Annotated in this window: 20 protein-coding genes and 1 pseudogene; 14 read left to right on the top strand and 7 right to left on the bottom strand. The window is 61.9% G+C overall.

The window, feature by feature from the left end; translation table 11 throughout:
- The 11 genes and pseudogenes from EOA49_RS11295 to EOA49_RS11245 all read left to right on the top strand — a co-directional run.
- Nucleotides 1-183, top strand: a pseudogene (locus tag EOA49_RS11295) (methionine--tRNA ligase); the annotation flags it as partial.
- A complete protein-coding gene (locus tag EOA49_RS11290) occupies nt 183-977 on the top strand; it encodes a TatD family hydrolase (protein WP_095825416.1) in 795 nt (264 codons plus the stop codon). The pseudogene EOA49_RS11295 and the gene EOA49_RS11290, both read left to right, overlap by 1 nt.
- A gap of 1 nt (nt 978) precedes the next feature.
- Nucleotides 979-1,800 carry an MBL fold metallo-hydrolase gene (locus tag EOA49_RS11285; RefSeq protein ID WP_095825417.1) on the top strand — a complete coding sequence of 274 codons (822 nt, stop codon included), beginning with the start codon at nt 979-981 and terminating at the stop codon, nt 1,798-1,800.
- Nucleotides 1,801-1,866: 66 nt separating this feature from the next.
- On the top strand, nt 1,867-2,445 hold the full coding sequence (locus EOA49_RS11280) for a chloramphenicol phosphotransferase (protein ID WP_095825418.1): 579 nt from the start codon (nt 1,867-1,869) through the stop codon (nt 2,443-2,445).
- A 78-nt stretch (nt 2,446-2,523) separates the two neighbouring features.
- On the top strand, nt 2,524-2,736 hold the full coding sequence (locus tag EOA49_RS11275) for a hypothetical protein (protein WP_127240460.1): 213 nt from the start codon (nt 2,524-2,526) through the stop codon (nt 2,734-2,736).
- Nucleotides 2,737-2,769: 33 nt separating this feature from the next.
- The gene (locus tag EOA49_RS11270; RefSeq protein ID WP_127240459.1) at nt 2,770-3,624 is read left to right on the top strand and encodes a hypothetical protein; all 855 of its coding nucleotides are present in this window, start codon (nt 2,770-2,772) and stop codon (nt 3,622-3,624) included.
- Nucleotides 3,625-3,843: 219 nt separating this feature from the next.
- Nucleotides 3,844-5,445: a hypothetical protein gene (locus tag EOA49_RS11265; protein WP_127240458.1), complete on the top strand. Its 1,602-nt coding sequence runs from the start codon at nt 3,844-3,846 to the stop codon at nt 5,443-5,445.
- Between the two features lie 52 nt (nt 5,446-5,497).
- On the top strand, nt 5,498-6,172 hold the full coding sequence (locus EOA49_RS11260) for a hypothetical protein (RefSeq protein WP_127240457.1): 675 nt from the start codon (nt 5,498-5,500) through the stop codon (nt 6,170-6,172).
- Nucleotides 6,172-6,795, top strand: coding sequence for a M15 family metallopeptidase (locus EOA49_RS11255; RefSeq protein WP_127240456.1), 624 nt, complete (start codon nt 6,172-6,174; stop codon nt 6,793-6,795). The genes EOA49_RS11260 and EOA49_RS11255 overlap by 1 nt, the downstream gene beginning before the upstream one ends.
- Nucleotides 6,796-7,467: 672 nt before the next feature.
- On the top strand, nt 7,468-8,328 hold the full coding sequence (locus EOA49_RS11250) for a hypothetical protein (protein WP_127240455.1): 861 nt from the start codon (nt 7,468-7,470) through the stop codon (nt 8,326-8,328).
- Nucleotides 8,329-8,985: 657 nt separating this feature from the next.
- Nucleotides 8,986-9,897, top strand: a complete 912-nt coding sequence (locus tag EOA49_RS11245; protein WP_127240454.1) for an agmatinase — start codon at nt 8,986-8,988, stop codon at nt 9,895-9,897.
- A gap of 127 nt (nt 9,898-10,024) precedes the next feature.
- On the opposite strand, the gene EOA49_RS11240 is transcribed toward EOA49_RS11245, so the two are convergent.
- Complete coding sequence (locus tag EOA49_RS11240; protein ID WP_067321326.1) at nt 10,025-10,261, bottom strand: hypothetical protein; 237 nt, start codon at nt 10,259-10,261, stop codon at nt 10,025-10,027.
- Nucleotides 10,262-10,463: 202 nt separating this feature from the next.
- Here EOA49_RS11240 and EOA49_RS11235 point away from each other — a divergent pair, with 202 nt between their 5' ends.
- On the top strand, nt 10,464-11,981 hold the full coding sequence (locus tag EOA49_RS11235; protein ID WP_245460600.1) for a winged helix-turn-helix domain-containing protein: 1,518 nt from the start codon (nt 10,464-10,466) through the stop codon (nt 11,979-11,981).
- A 23-nt stretch (nt 11,982-12,004) separates the two neighbouring features.
- Here EOA49_RS11235 and EOA49_RS11230 read toward each other — a convergent pair whose 3' ends face one another.
- The 6 genes from EOA49_RS11230 to EOA49_RS11205 all read right to left on the bottom strand — a co-directional run bounded on the left by EOA49_RS11230 (nt 12,005) and on the right by EOA49_RS11205 (nt 16,077).
- Entirely contained in the window at nt 12,005-12,397 is a 393-nt protein-coding gene (locus tag EOA49_RS11230) for a GFA family protein (RefSeq protein ID WP_095825420.1), read from the bottom strand.
- 136 nt (nt 12,398-12,533) lie between these two features.
- Nucleotides 12,534-12,944: a hypothetical protein gene (locus tag EOA49_RS11225; RefSeq protein WP_127240453.1), complete on the bottom strand. Its 411-nt coding sequence runs from the start codon at nt 12,942-12,944 to the stop codon at nt 12,534-12,536.
- Between the two features lie 3 nt (nt 12,945-12,947).
- Nucleotides 12,948-13,823: an aldose 1-epimerase family protein gene (locus EOA49_RS11220; protein ID WP_127240452.1), complete on the bottom strand. Its 876-nt coding sequence runs from the start codon at nt 13,821-13,823 to the stop codon at nt 12,948-12,950.
- Between the two features lie 207 nt (nt 13,824-14,030).
- On the bottom strand, nt 14,031-14,747 hold the full coding sequence (locus tag EOA49_RS11215) for a Bax inhibitor-1/YccA family protein (RefSeq protein WP_066989741.1): 717 nt from the start codon (nt 14,745-14,747) through the stop codon (nt 14,031-14,033).
- A gap of 38 nt (nt 14,748-14,785) precedes the next feature.
- Nucleotides 14,786-15,559, bottom strand: coding sequence for an anti-sigma factor (locus EOA49_RS11210; protein ID WP_127240451.1), 774 nt, complete (start codon nt 15,557-15,559; stop codon nt 14,786-14,788).
- On the bottom strand, nt 15,556-16,077 hold the full coding sequence (locus tag EOA49_RS11205) for a sigma-70 family RNA polymerase sigma factor (protein WP_245430608.1): 522 nt from the start codon (nt 16,075-16,077) through the stop codon (nt 15,556-15,558). Before EOA49_RS11205 ends, EOA49_RS11210 begins: the two co-directional genes overlap by 4 nt.
- A gap of 187 nt (nt 16,078-16,264) precedes the next feature.
- Here EOA49_RS11205 and EOA49_RS11200 point away from each other — a divergent pair, with 187 nt between their 5' ends.
- Complete coding sequence (locus EOA49_RS11200) at nt 16,265-17,449, top strand: amino acid aminotransferase (RefSeq protein ID WP_127240449.1); 1,185 nt, start codon at nt 16,265-16,267, stop codon at nt 17,447-17,449.
- A gap of 82 nt (nt 17,450-17,531) precedes the next feature.
- Complete coding sequence (gene mazG, locus EOA49_RS11195; RefSeq protein ID WP_095825426.1) at nt 17,532-18,356, top strand: nucleoside triphosphate pyrophosphohydrolase; 825 nt, start codon at nt 17,532-17,534, stop codon at nt 18,354-18,356.

The raw sequence follows: 18,356 nt of genomic DNA, 5'->3' as shown, positions 1-18,356 counted from the left end.
ACCTTGCTTTGCCTGCCCTTCATTCCCGGATCGGCGGCGAGGCTGCTCGACCTGCTGGCTGTGCCGGCGGATAAGCGCAATTTCGCGCATGTCCACGCAGACCATGCGCTGGTGCCCGGCACGGCGCTGCCGGTGCCTGAGGGCGTGTTTCCCCGCTACGTCGAGCAGGACACCAAAGCCTGATGCTTGTCGACAGTCACTGCCATCTCGATTTTCCGGATTTTGCCGAGGAGCGGGCGGCTATCGTCGCCCGCGCTCTCGCAGCCGGGATCGGCCGCATGGTGACGATCTCAACGCGCGTGAAGCGTTTTCAGCAAACCATTGAAATTGCTAAATCTTTTAGTGAGGTCTATTGCTCAGTTGGTACTCATCCGCACAATGCGGCGGAAGAGCTCGATGTGACCGCAGAGGAGCTGGTACGGCTTTCCGACCATCCCAAGGTGGTGGCGATCGGCGAAGCCGGCCTGGACTATTTCTACGACCGCGCGCCGCGCGAGGCACAGGCGCAAGGCTTCCGCACTCACATCGCCGCCGCGCGCCGGACCGGCCTGCCGCTGGTCATCCATTCGCGCGACGCCGACGGCGACATGGCGGCGATTCTCGAGGAGGAGACAGGGAAGGGCGCTTTCCCCTTCATCCTGCATTGTTTTTCGTCCGGGCGTCGGTTGGCGGAAGTCGGCGTGGCGCTGGGCGGCTATGTCTCCTTCTCAGGCATCCTGACCTTCAAGAACTCGACCGAGTTGCGCGCGATTGCCGCAGATGTGCCGCGCGAACGGCTGCTGGTCGAGACCGACGCGCCTTATCTTGCGCCAATCCCGCATCGGGGAAAACGCAATGAGCCCGCCTATGTCGCGAATACGGCGAAGGTGCTGGCCGAGACCATCGGCGTCAGCGAGGCGGAGATCGCCGACATCACCACCGACAATGTCTTCCGGCTGTTTACCAAGATGCCGCGACCGGACGTGACGGCGGCCTGACATGGGCGACCAGCTGCTACTCACCATTCTCGGCTGCGGCTCGTCGCCCGGTACGCCGCGCATCACCGGCGACTGGGGCAATTGCGATCCGGCCAATCCGAAGAACCGCCGCATGCGCACGGCTGCTCTTGTCGAGCGGATCGCAGGGAATGGCGGCCGCACCACCGTCGTCATCGACACCGGACCGGATTTTCGCGCGCAGATGCTACTCGCCTCGGTCAAACACATCGACGCGGTGGTCTATACCCATCCGCATGCCGACCACATTCACGGCATCGACGATCTGCGCGGCTTCGTGCTCGAGCAACGCCGTCGTATCGATATCCATGCCGACCAGCCGACCATGCTGCGGCTGCGCCAGGCGTTTGGCTACTGCTTCGAGACGCCCCCGGGCAGTTCCTATCCACCGATCGTCAGGCCGCATCTCATAGACCATGCCCGGCCGGTGGTGATCGAAGGCGAGGGGGGTCCCCTCACCCTTGAGCCGCTGCCGCAGATCCATGGCGACATCATTTCGCTCGGTTTCCGCGTGGGCGAGCTCGCCTATTGCCCCGATATCAGCGACTTTCCAGCTGCCACAGCAGGAAGGCTTGAAGGCCTTGACGTGCTGGTGATCGACGCGCTGCAGTACAACAGCCATCCAAGCCATCTGTCGCTTGCCGAGGCACTGGGCTGGATCGAGAAGCTCTCGCCGAAAAACGCGGTGCTGACGCATATGCATGTGCCGCTGGACTATGCCGCCGTGATGGCCGAGACGCCGGACCACGTGGTGCCGGCCTATGACGGCATGATGATCGAAATTCCTTTTGAGTCAGAGCGATAGAGACGCCTGTTCACTTTGGCGCTTAGTCGTCAATCCGATTCTCTTTGGTGCTTCGGAAACTGATCGATGGTTCAGAATGTGTTTGTTCTGCTGCTCGGTTTCCCTGGCGTCGGCAAGCTGACGATCGCACGGGAACTCGGCACGGCACTTTCCGGCCAGGTCATCGACAATCACTGGATCAACAATCCTATATTGGCACTGCTTGCCGATGACGGTCGCCGCACTTTGCCTGATTCCGTCTGGGAGCAGACCGCCAAGGTCCGCCAGGCTGTCTTGGACACCGTCGCAACACTTTGTCCTCCCGCCGCCAACTTCATCTTCACGAACTCCGGCATCCAAGGAGACGCGAGGAGCCTCGCGTCCTACCAGCAGATGAAAGATGCGTCGGATCGACGAGGCGCTCACTTCGTGCCTGTGCGCTTGCTTTGCGAAGAGGCCGAACTGGTACGTCGCGTGATGTCGCCAACGCGACGTGACCGTCTCAAGTCGATCGATCCGGAAGTCGCGCGGCACCGCAGCCGAACAGTCGCTGTCCTTGACCCGAAGCACCCGAACAGCCTGACGATCGACGTAACAGCGATCAGCGCGGCGGAGGCGGCTACAAGGATTCACGAACACATCAAGGACCTCGTTGACGTTCCATAATCTATCTTATGCGACTTAGCCTAACGCTCGAAACCATGCGAACCAATTTCGAACCTCAAACGAAAATTGGGAGCATGAATGAAAAATGTCATCCTACGGTCAATCGTTGTCCCGCTCGCCTCGCGTGCGGGCACTGCGCTTGCTACCTACGTCGTCGCCAAATGGGGCCTTGATGGCACTCTGGCGGATCAGTTCGCAAACGGCGTGCTGGCTGTTGTTCTGGTTGGTTGTGACATAATCACCAGCAAGGCCCTCTCCCTTGTCGGGATCGACAAACAGGAGGCGGCCTAATTCATCGAAGCGTTGCTCGGCGCTGCCGGGTCCGTGATCTCCGGGCTCTTTGGCTCGGGTGATCAGGAAACCACGTCCCATGTCGATTACGGTCGCATGGTGCGTGACGCTGAGGCCGCAGGCTTCAATCCGCTGACCGCTATCCGCAACGGCGGATCGGCGGGCTTTACGTCAACGACAACCCCCGGTAATCCTGTCGGCGGCGCGTTATCACGCGTTGGTGATTGGCTCACCAATTTTAATCCGTTCGAAGACGCCGAACGGGCTCAACGGGGGAAGCTGCTTGACGCACAAATCGCAAACCTCAACGCGGAAACCGGAAATCTTCTACACACTGTTCCTAGTCGGCACGGGGCTATTGCTTCCGGCGCTGGTGTTCGGAATGCCCCGGCTTCCCTATCTCGGGGATGGGAAAAAGGACCGCCAGTAACGGTTCTTTCGCAGCTATCCGGTTCGCCGGTTGCTGCTCCGTCTGCTGGCTCGATGCCAGGGGGCGGCTCTACCTCGAAAGGTAACGCCGCCCTCTCCTCCTTCACGCCTCCTGAATTGAAGGATGGGAAGCTTAGCAACACTCCGTGGTTGGATAGCTTCTCCAATGGCTGGCTGCGTCATGATCCGACCACGCCAGACATGGCGGGGTTCGAAGACGCCTATGGGGACAGCGAAATCGGCTCGACCGTAGCCGGTGCTGTCTCGATGGGCCGCGATCTGCTCTATAACGCGGATCACTACATCAAGCAGGGCGACCGCTTCATTGCGGATCGGATTGGGCGGCTCCGCAAGGGCAAGCCCTACAAACCCGCGCGTGTTCGCGGGTCTGCCGCCTCGCGCGGCCAGCAACTCTATCAGACGCCGTTCGGAATGCCCCTGTCGGGGCCGTCCTATTGATGGCGTGCGCGTCCTGCGCACGTCGGCGGAAAATCTTGTCTGGCGCGCTCCGTCGCGTCCTCAACAAAGTGAAAGGTAAAAGAAATGGCTCCAAGAGGCGCTAAAGTAATCGATGGCGATTACGCCCGCATAAACCGTATGTCTACTCAACCGATTACGGTTGAGCGGTCATACCGCATTCATACCGCGCGTGGCATTACTTCGCTGCCTGCCGGCAAAATGGTTCCCATCGCGGCGATGCCGCTTCTTCGCGAAGATGCCGTCCGCTCGGGCCGTATGCGCTTCTCGTTCGAAATGATGGAAACGGCGGAAATCTTGATGAACGCCGTCTATGTCTCGGTAAAGGCCTATCTGGTGCCTTGGTCGGCCTTCACGCGCTTTGACAGCGTTGACGCCGTGAACCGCGCCTATGAAGGCGTCGAACAGTATGCGGGCGGTCCCGTTCAGCCGTTCGTCCAGCGTGAAACGTTCAACTCCGCGACAGCGGATGACATCAAGGTCTATCTCGGCCTTCACGCGAAAACCGGCGACACGGTGACCACGGCCTATCATGAGGCCTACAATGAAATCTGGAATTTCCGGGCGAAAAACCGGTCCCCGGATTTGAACCTGCGCGCCCTGACCGCAAAGAACCTCGCGCCGGCCTTTTGGCGGCATGAGCAGTTCCGCCACATCGTGCCGAACTTCGATCAGGCGCTTGTTGACGGCAACGTTGCTCTGAACGTCGTCAACACCAAGCTTCCGGTTAAGGGTCTCGGTCTGAAAACGTCGGCGCTCGGCACCGGTACGGGGTCCGTCCAAATCCGCGAAAGCGGTGGAACGACGGTCACCTATTCGCAGACCGAAAACACCGGAACCGGCGTGGCGATCAAAACGACGGCGGCGCCGAACGCCGGGGGCTTCCCGGACGTGTGGGCCGAACTGGCGGCGAACGGTATCACGGTGTCGCTGTCCAATATCGAACTGGCGAAAAAGACTGCTGCCTTCGCGCAGCTGCGGACCCAGTACAACGAATTGGACGACGATTACCTGATCAATATGCTCATGGATGGTTTGACCATTCCTGAACAGGCCCTTCGCCAGCCTATCCTGCTTGGCGAAGAAACGACCATTTTCGGCATGTCCAAGCGCTATGCGTCGGACGCCGCGAACCTCACGGAATCGGTCGTGAACGGTGCCACTCAAATCGAAATGTCGGTGGCAACCCCGCGCATTCCCACGGGCGGCATTATCATGGTCGTGGCGGAAATCACGCCGGAACAGTTGTTTGAGCGGCAGGCTGACCCGCTCTATCACTACCCGGTCGTACCCGGCGTGAACGCGCACACGGGCGCGAACTTTCCGCACTATCTGCGCGACACCCTTGACCCTGAAAAGGTCGAAGCGGTGCCGAACCGGTATATCGACGTCCAGCACGCTACGCCGACTGGCGTCTTCGGCTATGCGCCGTTGAACTATCGCTGGAACGTCAACACGCCGCGTATCGGCGGCAAGTTCTACCGGCCCGGCGCGACCGATCCTTTTGATGAAGATCGTCAGCGCTTGTGGGCGGTCGAAACGGTCAACCCGTCGCTCGGCACGGATTTCTACCTGTGCACGAACATGAACACCTCGGTGTTCGTCGTGACCAATCAGGATCCGTTTGAATGCGTCACCCAGGGCGATCTGCTCATTGAGGGCAATACCGTCATGGGCCCGACGCTCAAGGAAAGCGTGGACGATTACGCAAAGGTCCTGACGCACGTGGATCAGTCGCGACTGGTCAAGGGCGCGACGCCTGCCGACGACGTTCCGGCAGTCGGCATCAATCAGGGCGACTAATCGGAGGGCTTCGGCCCTCCCCCTTCCCTCTTAATCCTGAAAGGAAATCACAATGGAAATTCAAAAGCTTGGCGACCTTTCGCGGTGGCGTCTCCACGACGAAAAGGCGCTGTTCTTCTCCGATCACAAGGTTCGGACAATCCGTCTCGATGTCCGCGCGGCCGCGCCGGTCCACGTCTACTTGCATACCAATGCGGACGGCGAACTTGTGGACGAATTTCTGACTGTCTTGCCGGTCGGTCTCTCGGCGCTCGAGTTCCTGTCGAACGGCTGTTCGCTGGTCCTCGATAGCACGGGGCCGGTCGTCTATTGGACGCCGGAAATCGAGGCCGTTTCCTTCGAAAATGTCGAGGAAGAGACCTTTACGACCATCGCTCAGCGTCGGGAACGCAATCCGGAAGTGGAGTGGATGGAATTCATGATGCAGCAGAACATGAACCGACGCTTGGCGGCGATGGACGCCGAGTTTGAGCGGCGCATGGCCCAACTCGAAGAAAGGAACGCGACGAATGCCCATTCCCTCGAAGACGCCGGTGGATCAGGCGGCGGAGTTCATCAGCGAAAGGCTGAGAAACGTGCGAAACAGCCTGACGCACAAGCCGGCTCAACTGTCGCGGTCGAGGATGGCGAGGGGCGGCAGTCCGGGGCACAACGGGGATTACCCGGTGGTGACGCCGGGGCCGGATCGGGGAAGCCGGATGCAGTCGCCAAAGGTGAAAAATCTTGATGGATGATGCTGTCTTTGACGACGGCAAAGGCTCGGGCGCACGCGCCCGGGCCGCGAAGTCTGCCGTTGAACTGTACGTCCAGCGGGGCAGGCAAGCGCCTGCTGATCTGCTCGCCCTCGCCTATCCCGACGAACTGCCAATCCCGGAAACGGCGATGGTGTCGGGCGGCTATCGCGAGGCGCTCAACAGCATTCGCGATCGCGCCTATCTCATGGGCGAACGCTACGCCGCGCAGCAAATGCGGGCGGATCGCGAAGGCGTCAACATGCATCTGCTTGGGTTCTACGATGCATTCCAGCGCCAGTTGCGGGCGCTCGGCGTCCCTATGTTCGCCGCTGAATTCTCGCGCTCTCCTGAGCGCCAGGACGAACTGCACGCGGCTGGTATGACTAAGGCCCTGCGGGGGCAGTCCCCGCATGGTTACGGCCTCGCCTTCGATCTGGTCCACTCCAAGCTTGGGTGGGATTTGACGCGCCAGCAATGGACGCTCGTCGGCCATATCGGAAAAAGTGTCGCCGCCCGTGGTCGAATGAAAATCGATTGGGGCGGCGATTGGGAGTTCTATGACCCCGCACACTGGCAAGTGCGCGGCTGGCGTCTGTTAGTTCCGCACGCCTCGTAGGCGTCCGGTGCGTTCGCTCTTGGCGGGCCCGGCCTGTAGGTCCGGGTCCCGCTCAAGCGCGGTGATCAGTTCATTCAAACCGGCCATCTGGTGGCGGTACACGTAACCGAACACGTGTACCTTGTTCGCCTCTGCTTGCCTTGCTCTGAACCGGCGCTGACGCTCCCGGTTGGAGGCGGCTCTTGCCGTCTTATAGCAGGCCTCGCATTTGATGCTCCGCCACCCTCTCGGCCTTGGCTTAACCTGCTGACATTGCTTGCAAAACAGCGTGTCGGTGTTCGTCGCTGTCACGGGTGTAAGTTCCATGATTAACCCCTCATTAACCCCTGCGTTGGTAGTAACGCTCCGACCCTTGTATCCGTTACATGTAACGCGATCAAGAGGCCGGGCTCCGCTCTTATCATATAGGGCTGTAGGAGACCGGCCTCCCTTGGTGGGGGTTGACTGCGTGCGCGAATATCCATATTCGCGCGCGCCCCTGCATCCCTTGTCGTCTAATGCAGTTACTCAACACCCTATGTCGGGTGGTCGGTAATGTGCGGATCGCCTATCCGCCTGGACGACGGGACCGAACTAGGGTGTCGTAAATGTTGGCAATGCCTCAAGCAGAAATCCCAAGATTGGGTTGGTCGCTGCATTGCCGAAAGTCGAACTGCCACTGCAAGCCGCTTCGTGACGCTCACCTATGGCGGCGGTGATCATCCTGCAGCGCAGTTCCTGACTTATGAGCACGTCCAGCGCTGGCTTGTAGAAGTCCGGCGCAAGGCCTCTGTCCGGTATCTCGCCGTGGGCGAATACGGCTCGGAAAAGGGCCGCGCTCACTGGCATGTGCTCCTGTTTTATGAAAAGGGCGCTCCGCCCGATGTAGAGCTAAACAAGCGGATCAATCATAAAATGTGGAAACATGGCTTTAGCCAATGGGAAGAAATATCCACACAAGCCATCCGCTATTGCGTCAAGTATGTGCAAAAGGATAAAGGCGCGCTAGAAAAGCAGGCCAAGTTTGCGCTGTCAAAGCGCCCTGCCCTAGGCGCTAAGTACTTCGTAAAACTGGCCTCTGAATATGTTGAGGCGGGTCTTTCGCCGAAAGAGCTAAGTTATAGCTTCCCCGATGTCCTCAACAAAAAGACAAAGCTCCCGGAAACCTTCCGGCTCCCGAAACAATCGTTCAGTGCTGCTCACTTCGTGGAAAGTTTTGTCCGTCTTTGGCAAGAAAAATACGGCAACAGCCGTTGGCCATCGTCTGAACTGGTCGATTACTTTCTAGACCGGGAAGCAGCCAAAACGCCGCTCGATCTTGGGAAAGAGCGGTTTGCCGGTCGTGTGCCTAAACCTGAAAGACCTCCGCCCCATGGGTCGGAACCTGTTTACAGTCCTTCCGTAAATGCTTACTTCTCAGACACGCCGATTTGTCGGCTGTGGTTCTATCGAAACAAGGAAGGGGATTTGGTATGGCACGAAAAGCTAGGCAAAGCCGGGAACGCCGTTCGGAACGGTCGTATAGTACTGAAAGGGCTACGTCCCGACGGATAAACGGGCGACCTGTTCTCGAAAGGTCGGCGGGAATAGGCCATCGCTCCCGCGCCTCGGCGTCGGCAAGTCTGCGGGGCCGTATGGCGGAGCTCCCTGCCCTTCCTGAGCAAAAGCGCCAGCGCGCAGAAGCGGCAATCCGCCGACAGATAGAGCGCGGCGAGGCCCGCCGCCGTGCGCTGGTGACAGCGCACGACAGCCGCCGCGCGGCTGGGCTCTCAGCGCCAAACGAAAGTGGCAGGCGCAACGTGTCCCGGCTCAAAATCTCCGAGGCCTCATCCAAGCCGCGTCTAAAGGCCGCAACGTCTCAAGCGAAGCTTTCGCCCCCGGCGCGTGACGACAAACGGCCTCACTGTAAGGCGCGGCCTCGGGATAATCGCCCCTCGGGCGGAAAAGGGTCTGGGAAACGATTTGTCCCATGGTGCGGCTGAAGTTATCCACAATCTGGCCTATACACAGAAATGTGAGTGGACCAGTTGACGGAAGTCCGCAAATCAGATCGAAAAAGCAACGGGAAGTGGTCTTCCCGTTCGCAAAAGTTTCGCCGTGAAAGAGCATAGTCTATCTTATGCGACTTTCTGATATGGATCACGTAGAGGCGATAAAGCGATCCTATCGACGTGCCCTCGCTGCGAGCGCTCACATTCGGACTATTGAACAATGACCTCTTCATCTTCCTTTCTTGGCTTTCCCGATTGCCTCGCCGGAGGCCGCGTGCCTCGCATGGTGATCTACGGTGCCGGTCATGGCAGCACCTATCCGCGAAAGGACAGCAGCGGCCATGCTCTGGCCGCCAACGCCATCCGCGCTGCGAGCCAGGACGATGCGCCGCTGGTCGAGCATTGGGATTTAGATCTCGGCGGTCCATTGTTCGACGGCAAGCCGGTCTGCTGCGTCGATGCCGGCAACATCTCGACGGTCATGCACGACAATGAGGGAAACCGGGCGCGGATCGAAGCGAAGACGCGCGAGGTCCTGGCCGCGTCGGCCGTGCCGATCCTGCTCGGCGGTGACGATTCCGTGGTAATTCCCTTTCTCGCCGGCTTTGCCGGTCACGGGCCGGTCTGGATCCTGCAGATCGACGCGCATATCGACTGGCGCGACGAGGTCGATGGCGAACGCTACGGCTATTCGAGCCCGATGCGCCGGGCGAGCGAGATGCCGCATATCGCCGGCCTCGTGCAAGTCGGCCTGCGCAGCGTCGGCAGCGCACGCCTGGCTGAAATCGAAGCGGCGCGACGCTATGGCAGCCGCTTTGTGACTGCCCGCGAGCTTCATGCCCAGGGCGTCGACGCAGCTCTCAGCCACATTCCGGACGGCGCGCGCGTCGTCGTGACCTTCGACTGCGACGGCCTCGATCCCAGCATCATGCCGGGCGTGGCGGCGCGCACGCCAGGCGGCCTCACCTACACCCAGGCGATCGACCTGATCGCCGGCCTCGGCAAGCGGGCCAGGATCGCAGGATTTGATCTGGTCGAATTCTATCCGCCTGCCGACCTTGACGGCCTGTCGGCGCTGACTGCAGCCCGGCTTCTCGTCAATGTCATCGGCACTGTCGTTCGGCAGGTTTAACTCAGATGGCCTGATGCCCCGACGAGATTCCCCGTTATGGCCGACCGATGTCGCTTCGAGCTCATGCCGGACCACCCTACCCGGTGGGACTGCGCTGCCGGCATCAGCGTTGACGCCACATCCGCGTTTATCTTTGCCAGAAGGGCAGCTTGGCGATCTCTTCCTCGGCCTGCTCTTTCGTCAGTCCGATATCGTCGATCAGATGCGGGTTGGCCTCTGATATCCGCTTCAGATCCCAGCGAAACCGTATCTGCTCGCGCCGGGCTGCGATCATGCCTCGCAGGGTCTGCAGGCTGTAGCGCCGGCGCGATGCCTGCCCGACCAGCGTTGCCAGCTGCGGGATCGATGCAAACGTGTCGTTCATGGCAACCTCCTATGGTTTGCGGCCCCATGCTTTTCGAGTTGGGGCCTTCCACCTGAATGAGGTTGGATTCTGCAGGATGCGGGCTGCGCCGTAATTAAGCGCATCCAAATAGTTCTCAAAACTTCCAAATCGGCCTGAGCGGTTCATCGGACATGACGAACTGCTCTACCCGCCTCACACTTTTCCTGGAATTGCTCTATAGATGCGCCGCATGCAGGGATCGCGCTTTGCCTTCGGCCCGTACGTGCTTGATTCAGCTGCGGGAACATTGCTTCGGAACGATGTCCCCGTGGCCGCCGGCTATCGGGGGCTGAAGCTGCTTGCCGCGCTCGTGGAACGTCCCGGCGAAATCCTGGCCAAGGCCGACCTGATGGACGCGGCATGGCCGGGCACGGCCGTCGAGGAAGGCAACCTCACCGTCCAGATCGCGCAGCTCAGAAAGCTGCTCGGCCCCGCCGCCGACGGCGGTGAATGGATCGCTACGGTGCCGCGCGTCGGCTATCGCTTCACGGGGGTCATCGAACAGCTTGGCGAGACGAAACGAAAACCTTTGCCACTGCCCGGCAAGCCTTCGATAGCCGTGCTGCCCTTCGTCAATTTCGGCAATGATCCCGAGCAGGAATCCTTCGCGGACGGGTTGACCGAAGACCTGATCACTGACCTGTCCAGGAACGCGGGACTGTTCGTCATCGCGCGCAACTCGGTCTTCGTCTACAAGGGAAAGCCGATGGATGTGCGCGCGATCGCCGAGGACCTTGGCGTGCGTTACCTGCTTGAGGGGAGCGCAAGGCGCGCCGCGGGGCGTGTGCGCATCAACGCGCAGCTTGTCGACGCGGTGAGCGGTGAACATCTGTGGGCGGAACGCTTCGATCGCAGTCTGGAAGATATTTTTGCCGTCCAGGACGAGGTAACGGCCAAGATCGTGGAGGCGCTGCTCGGCCGGCTGCGCACGCAGCCGCCGCGCAATCGGCCCAAGAATCTCGAGGCCTACGATTTGTGCGTGCGGGCGCGAAAACTGATCGACGACTCGCCTCAGACGGCGCGGGAGGCGCATCTGATGCTGACGCGCGCGGTCTCGCTCGATCCGGAATATGCTGAGGCCTATCGCTGGCTCGCCATGAACCATTGGATGGGATGGGTGCATTGGGGCGAGCCCGTCGACCCCAACCGGAGCATTGCCTTGGAGCTGGCCCGCAAAGCCGTGACGATCGACCCCAACGACGCCGGCTGCCGCTGGGTGCTTGCCAACCTGCTTGCCTATGAGCATCGCTTCGGCGAGGCGGATGCCGAATTCGCCAGAGCGTTCGAGCTCGATCCGAACGAGGCCGACGCCTGGGCGACATTGTCCGATATTGAGGTCCTAGCCGGGCGGATCGAGGAAGGCCTTGAGCACATTCGCAAGGCGTTCCGGCTGAACCCGTTTCCGCCGAGTTGGTACTATCTCACGCTCGGCGCCGCGCAATATGCGGCCCGCGACTATGAAGCCGCCATCGAGACGCTGCGCCGGGACGAGACCTATCGGACCAGCTCACGCCGTTTCCTGGCGGCAAGCCTTGCGCAGCTCGGCCGGTTCGAAGAGGCGCGCGCGGAGGTCGAGATGTTCCTTATCGCCAACCCGCATTTCACGACCAGCCACTGGGTCTGGACCGAGCCGTTCCGCGACGACGCGATGCTCGAGCATTTCGTTGACGGGTTCCGCAAGGCCGGGCTTCCGGACTGACGGCCAGAAAGGAATGGCGCGACCTATTCTTCGAAGCGGCTCGTCGCCTCGCGATCGCGCTCGTATCGCTTGCTGACTGGAAACGGCGGCAGCCACGACTCGCGACGGATGATCCAGCTTTCGTAGGTCGGGGCTAGCTGGTCTGGGGCGTCCAGGGTCCCGAGATGCACTTCGATCTCGTCCGCGGTGCGTGCGAAAACGGACGAACCGCAGCGCGGACAGAAAAACCGCCCGGCATAGTCGCGCGTCTCACCGTCGATCGTAACCGCGTCCTGAGGGAATACCGCCGAAGCATAAAAGAGCGCGCCATGATGTTTGCGGCAATCGAGACAATGGCAGATGCAGACCCTGTATGGGCGGCCCGACGCCACAAGTCGGACATTGCGACACAGGCAGCCGCCGGTGAATCGGTCCATGTTGCGTCTCCTTCAAAGCCGTGCGGTGGAACGTTAGCAGCGAACTCGCCCAGGCGTCCAAGGCTGAGACGTCTCGCTTGCGTGGCTCTCAAAAGCCGGATTCCATAGAGATCGATTTGATCCGTGGCTTGCCGTCTTAGAAAAACCCATCGAGAAAAGCCGCCGTCCCATGCGAGAGGCTGACGATCTTGTTCGTCGCCTGGCGATAGAATTTGAAGTTGAGCTCGGTCTCAGGCCTGCCATCGCTCCAGTCCTTGAACCGCTTGAGCTCGTCCCGACCCAATCGCCGCGTTGCCAATGCGGTGCGGCGGATGGCAACACTGACGCGCGGCGTCTGCCGTTCGCGGTCGGATCTTTTGGGAATGGCCTCGGATGACGTGACAACGCCCCGTGCGACCAGCCCCTGTCCGGCTTCGTTTTCGCTGGCGAACACAAAGATCGTGTCGCCTTCGGCGATATGCTTGCCGCCATACATGGTTTTCTGCGCCGCGAATGAGAATGTCTCGGCCAGCGGATCCTTGACCTCGGCCTTGATCGCGAACGCCATGCCTCACGCATCCCGGCTGATGGTGATCCGGTAGGTCAACTTGCGCTTGGCGCCTGGCGGGATCAGCATCACGCCCGGCTTGTCGGCGAATTCGCCGTCGAAATCGACCGGGCTTGCAACGCCATGCCAGGGCTCGATGCAGAGGAACGGCGCGCCGCCGGGCTTGGACCAGATGCCCAATTCGTTGAATCCCTGCCACGACATTTCGATCGCCGGCCCCCGCCCGGCGGCATAGCGCACGCTGGTGCTGGCGGGCCGGTCCAGAATGACGGCGTCGTCATCGAACAGCCGCTCGGAGAGGGCAAGCGTCTTGCCCTCGACGGGCGTTGGCTGCGGCGTCGCCAGCATGAGCCCGTCCTTCAGGCGCCGTATCGGAGCGGGTTCATCGTCGGCAAAGGTCAGCCGGTAGGCTTCCTTGGGCAATTCCGGCAGCAAAGGCCAGTTGAAGGCCGGGTGGGCACCGACCGAGGCCGGCAGCACCTCGTCGCCTGTGTTGGCGACCTCGAAGGTCACGCCAAGCTGGCTGGGGCCGAGGCTGTAGCTTATGGCCAGCCGAAAGGCGAATGGGTAGCGGGTGCGGGTCTCGGTGTCATCGGTCAGGACCAGCGTGCAGGAGGAAGGTCCCTGCTCCACCCAGGCAAAGCGCCTGTCGCGGGCGAAGCCATGCTGCGTCATTGGATAGGCTTTGCCGCGATGGCGCAACTGGTCGCCTTTCAGCCGGCCGACTATCGGAAACAGCACCGGCGAATGACGCCGCCATTCAGGCCCCGCCTGCCACAGAAGTTGCGTGCCCTCGGCATCGCGCAAGGAGACCACCTCGGCCCCCTGCCCGACGATGCTCGCCGAGATGCCGTCACCGTCAAGCGTCAGCTGTTCCATGCGTCCTCGCGACTGGCTGGTCGGGCCGGCAGGCTAGCAAAAGGCCTCGCCTGATCTCAAGGGCAGCAGGCAGTGCGGCACCCCCTCAAGCAGCCGCCGCAAACGACCGACAGCGTTGCCACGCCAGACACGATGCCAAAAGACAAACCGTGGCCAGCGGTTTACCCGTCGGCCACGGTTCGAAGCTGTTGCCTGCTACGGTCCGGACTATTCGCGTTCGCCGGTAAAATTCAGCAGCAGCTGGAAGATGTTGATGAAGTTCAGATACAGCGAGAAGGCGCCGAAGACGGCGAGCTTCTGTTGCGATTCGGCGTCGAAATTCTCGGCATACTGCTCCTTGATCGTCTGCGTGTCCCAGGCGGTCAGGCCGATGAAGACGGCGATGCCGATCACGGAGATGGCGAACTGCAGCGCGGTCGAGCCGAGGAACAGGTTGACGAGGCTCGCGATCACCACGCCGATCAGGCCCATGATCAGGAAGGACGAGAACTGCGTCAGGTCGCGCCTGGTCGTGTAGCCGTAGAGGCTGGTGGCGCCGAACATGGTGGCGGCTATGAAGAAGGTGCGCGCGATGCTGGTGCCGGTGAACACCAGGAACACGGAAGCCAGCGACAGGCCCATGACCGCGCAAAAGGCCCAGAACATCGCCTGAGCGCTCGCCGCCGACATCGTCTGCATCTTGAAGGAGAAGAACATGACGAAGGCGAGCGGCGCCAGCATCACCACCCATTTCAGCGGCGTGGAGAAGATCGGGACGTAGAGCGCCGGCGTCGAGGCCACAACAAGGGCGACGAGGCCGGTCACGACGAGCCCGAGGCCCATATAGTTGTAGACGCGCAGCATGTGCCGGCGCAGGCCCTCGTCATAGACGGCACCGGCCCGAACGCCGGTGCCCATTCGGTATCCAAGATTAGGGCTGTTCATTTCGTTTCTCCTTGGTTTGGTCGGTTCGATTGGCTGTTTCAATAGAGAGTGCGGGCGAGCTTTTCGGCGGCCCGGTCGAGATCGCCGGCATCGCCTTGTCCGACGACGGCGTAAGCGACCTCGCCGATCTGGAAATAGGCGGACGAAATATCGCCCAAGGGCGCGACGGTGGGCTTCACGACGTCGAACGTGCCTGGCCTGATCGCAAACAGCGACACCAGCCCGAGGTCCTTCGTTTCGAGTGCCATCTCGACGCTCGGCCCGAACCGCGACGGATAGATCTGAACATCGCGGATCCGCCAGTCGTCGGGCAATGACGGCATGACGATCGCGGTCGCGGCGCGGATCTCGTCGGCATTGTAATTCGGCGCCTCGGCCTGGGACGGCATCGTCTCACGCACTAGCGTCGTCCGGTGGGCGCTGACCGCTTCCTCGACATAGGCGGGCGGCTGCGTCGAGGCGACCACCTTGCTGACGGCGATCGGCCCGAAGACGCCGTTCGCAAGCCACCCTGCCGCCACCAGCACGGCGGCGGCCGCGGCGCGCTGCAGCACGGAAAAGGCTCGGTCCCTGGCAAGCACCCTTTCCAGCCGACGCGCCGCGTCGGTCGTCGCCGTGCGCGCCATTGCGCCTGGCCCGGCCAGCGCCACGCGCAACTCGTCGCGCGTTCTGAGATCCGACATCACACGCGCAGCCACTTCGGGACGAGCGGACAGGAACGCCTCGACCTCGATGCGGCGGGCGACGTCGAGCTGATCGTCGACATAGGCGTCGAGATCGGCATCGGTCACCGGATCGACGATGGCGGTCATGATTCACCTCCCACGATCCTCAGGTGATTTTTGCCGCGCGCCGGAGCGCCCTCCTCCATCTCGCGCAGCGCCGCACGAGCGCGGCCGATGCGCGACATCAGGGTTCCGAGCGGGACGCCACTGACGTCGGCGGCCTCTGCGTAGCTCAACCCTTCGATGGCGACGAGATGCAGCGCGGCGCGCTGCTCTTCCGGCAGCGACAGGAAGGCTTCGCGCACCTGCGAAAGGCGCACCGAATGGTCCTGGGACGCCGGCATGTTTTGCTCGGCGAGACGGCCTGCCTGCTCGATGCGCGCTGCCTCGGACCGCCGCGAGCGCATGCGGTCGATGAAGATGTTGTGCAGGATCGCCAGCAGCCAGGCGCGCGGGTTGCCGCCCGAACGAAAGGTGCCGCGCCGCTCATAGGCGCGCACCAGCGCGTCGTGGACCAGATCCTCGGCATCGGCGCTGTCGCGCGTCAGCGAGCGTGCGTAGCGCCGCAGCGAGCCCAACTGCCCGACGATATCGAAGCGTGCCATCGACCGTTTCATGCCCTGTTTACGGAGCATGTGGGGATTTTAATCCCTGGCTGCCGTTTCTTTCTGCGATTCCCGCGAGGAGTTGCGCCGGCCTCGGGAGAGCCAGGAACGAGCGGGCAAACGGAGGAAACCGCTGGCGAAGCGCGGCCGATTTGCGTATCACTCCGCCGCCACTGGAGCCCTATCGATGTTCGAGACCCTGCAGCCCGCGCCCGCCGACAAGATCCTTGCGTTGATCGGCCTTTACCGCGCCGACACGCGCCCCGGCAAAGTCGACCTCGGTGTCGGCGTCTACAAGGATCGTGACGGCAGGACGCCGGTGATGCGGGCCGTGCGCGAGGCCGAGAAGCGGCTGCTCGCGGGCCAGGACACCAAGACCTATCTCGGCCTCGCCGGCGACACCGGCTTCAACGCCGCCATGATCAAGCTTGCCTTCGGCGAGAAGGCCGATCATTCGCGCATCCGCGCAGCGCAGGCGCCGGGCGGATCGGGCGCGCTCAGGCTGGTGGCCGAGCTTCTGCAGCGCACGCGCCCAGGCGCGACGGTGTGGCTCTCCGATCCGACCTGGCCGAACCACCTGCCGGTGATGCGCGCCGCCGGCCTACAGGTGCGCGACTATCCTTATTTCGACGCTGTTTCCGGCGCTGTCCGTTTCGACGACATGCTGGCGGTGCTCAAGACCGCCAATAGCGCGGATATCGTGCTGCTGCATGGCTGCTGCCATAACCCGACCGGTGCCAATCTGGATGCTGCGCAATGGGCGAACGTTGCCGACGTTCTGCTTGAGCGCGGCCTGCTGCCTTTCGTCGACATCGCCTATCAGGGCTTTGGCGAAGGGCTCGACGCCGATGCCACCGGCCTGCGGCTGCTCGCCGGCAAGGTGCCCGAGATGGTCGTCGCCTCGAGCTGCTCGAAAAATTTCGCCGTCTATCGCGATCGCGTCGGTGCCGCCATGATCATGGCCAAGGACGGCGCACAGGCCGACGTGGCGATGAGCCAGATGCTGGCAGCGGCGCGAGCGCTCTATTCGATGCCGCCGGACCATGGCGCTGCGGCCGTACGCATGGTGCTGGAAGACGCCGATCTGAAGAAGGTCTGGGAGACGGAACTCGAGGAGATGCGGCTGCGCATGCTCAGGCTGCGTGTCGCCTTCGCCGAGGCGTTGCGCCGGCAATCCAACTCCGATCGCTTCGATTTCGTGGCCAGCCATCGCGGCATGTTCTCCCGCCTGGGGCTCACCGAAACGCAGGTTGAGCGGCTGCGCACCGAGCACGCCGTCTATATGGTGGGTGACAGCCGCATCAATGTGGCAGGTCTGCCTGAGGATGGCATGGACGAGCTCGCCAAGGCGATCGTTTCGGTGCTCGACTGAGCGCCGGCGCAACTGTGGACAATCGGCTTTTGCCAGCCGGCGGGATTGGTCGCCCGCCGCGGCGCGCGCTAGGGTTTGTTGCATGAAACCCTCCAAAGACATCTCCCGTCTGATCGAGATCATGGCGGCACTGAGAGCGCCGGAGACCGGCTGCCCCTGGGACATCGAGCAGAACTTTTCCACCATCGCCCCCTACACGATCGAGGAAGCCTATGAAGTGGCGGATGCGATCGCGCGCGGCGACTTCGACGATCTGCGAGAGGAACTGGGCGACCTTCTGCTGCAGGTCGTCTACCACGCGCAGATGGCGCAGGAGATTGGCGAGTTCGCGATCGGCGACGTTGTCGAGGCGATCACCACCAAGATGATCCGCCGTCACCCGCATGTCTTCGGCGACGAGAAGGCGCGCAGCGCCGGCATGGCCAAGGGCATGTGGGAGAAGATCAAGGCGGTGGAGAAGGCCGAGAAGCGCAACGCCCGCATCGCGCGCGGCCTCGACCCGGAAGATCACGGCAAGGGCTATCTCGATAGCGTGCCGGTTGCGCTCCCTGCGCTGACCCGCGCGTTGAAGCTGCAGGAGAAGGCTGCGCGCGTCGGCTTCGACTGGAGCGAGGCAGCACCCATCCTCGACAAGATAGAGGAAGAGATCGGCGAGCTGCGCGAGGCGCTGGTCACGGGCGACGCGGCACCCATCAAGGATGAGTTCGGCGACATGCTGTTTGCCGTCGTCAATCTCGGCCGCCATTTGAGACTTGATGCCGAAGCCGCGCTGAGCGGCACCAACGAGAAGTTCCGCTCGCGCTTCCATTATGTCGAGCGGGAGTTGGAGGCTTCCGGGAGGTCGTTGGAACAGGCGACTTTGGACGAGATGGAAACCCTCTGGCAGCAGGCCAAAAACGCAAGATAA

Origin of the sequence: Mesorhizobium sp. M1A.F.Ca.IN.020.04.1.1 (genome assembly GCF_003997315.1) — a bacterium.
In the GTDB taxonomy this organism is placed as follows: domain Bacteria; phylum Pseudomonadota; class Alphaproteobacteria; order Rhizobiales; family Rhizobiaceae; genus Mesorhizobium.
Note: the sequence above shows the minus strand (reverse complement) of the source record. Positions and strands in the feature narration are given on the sequence as shown.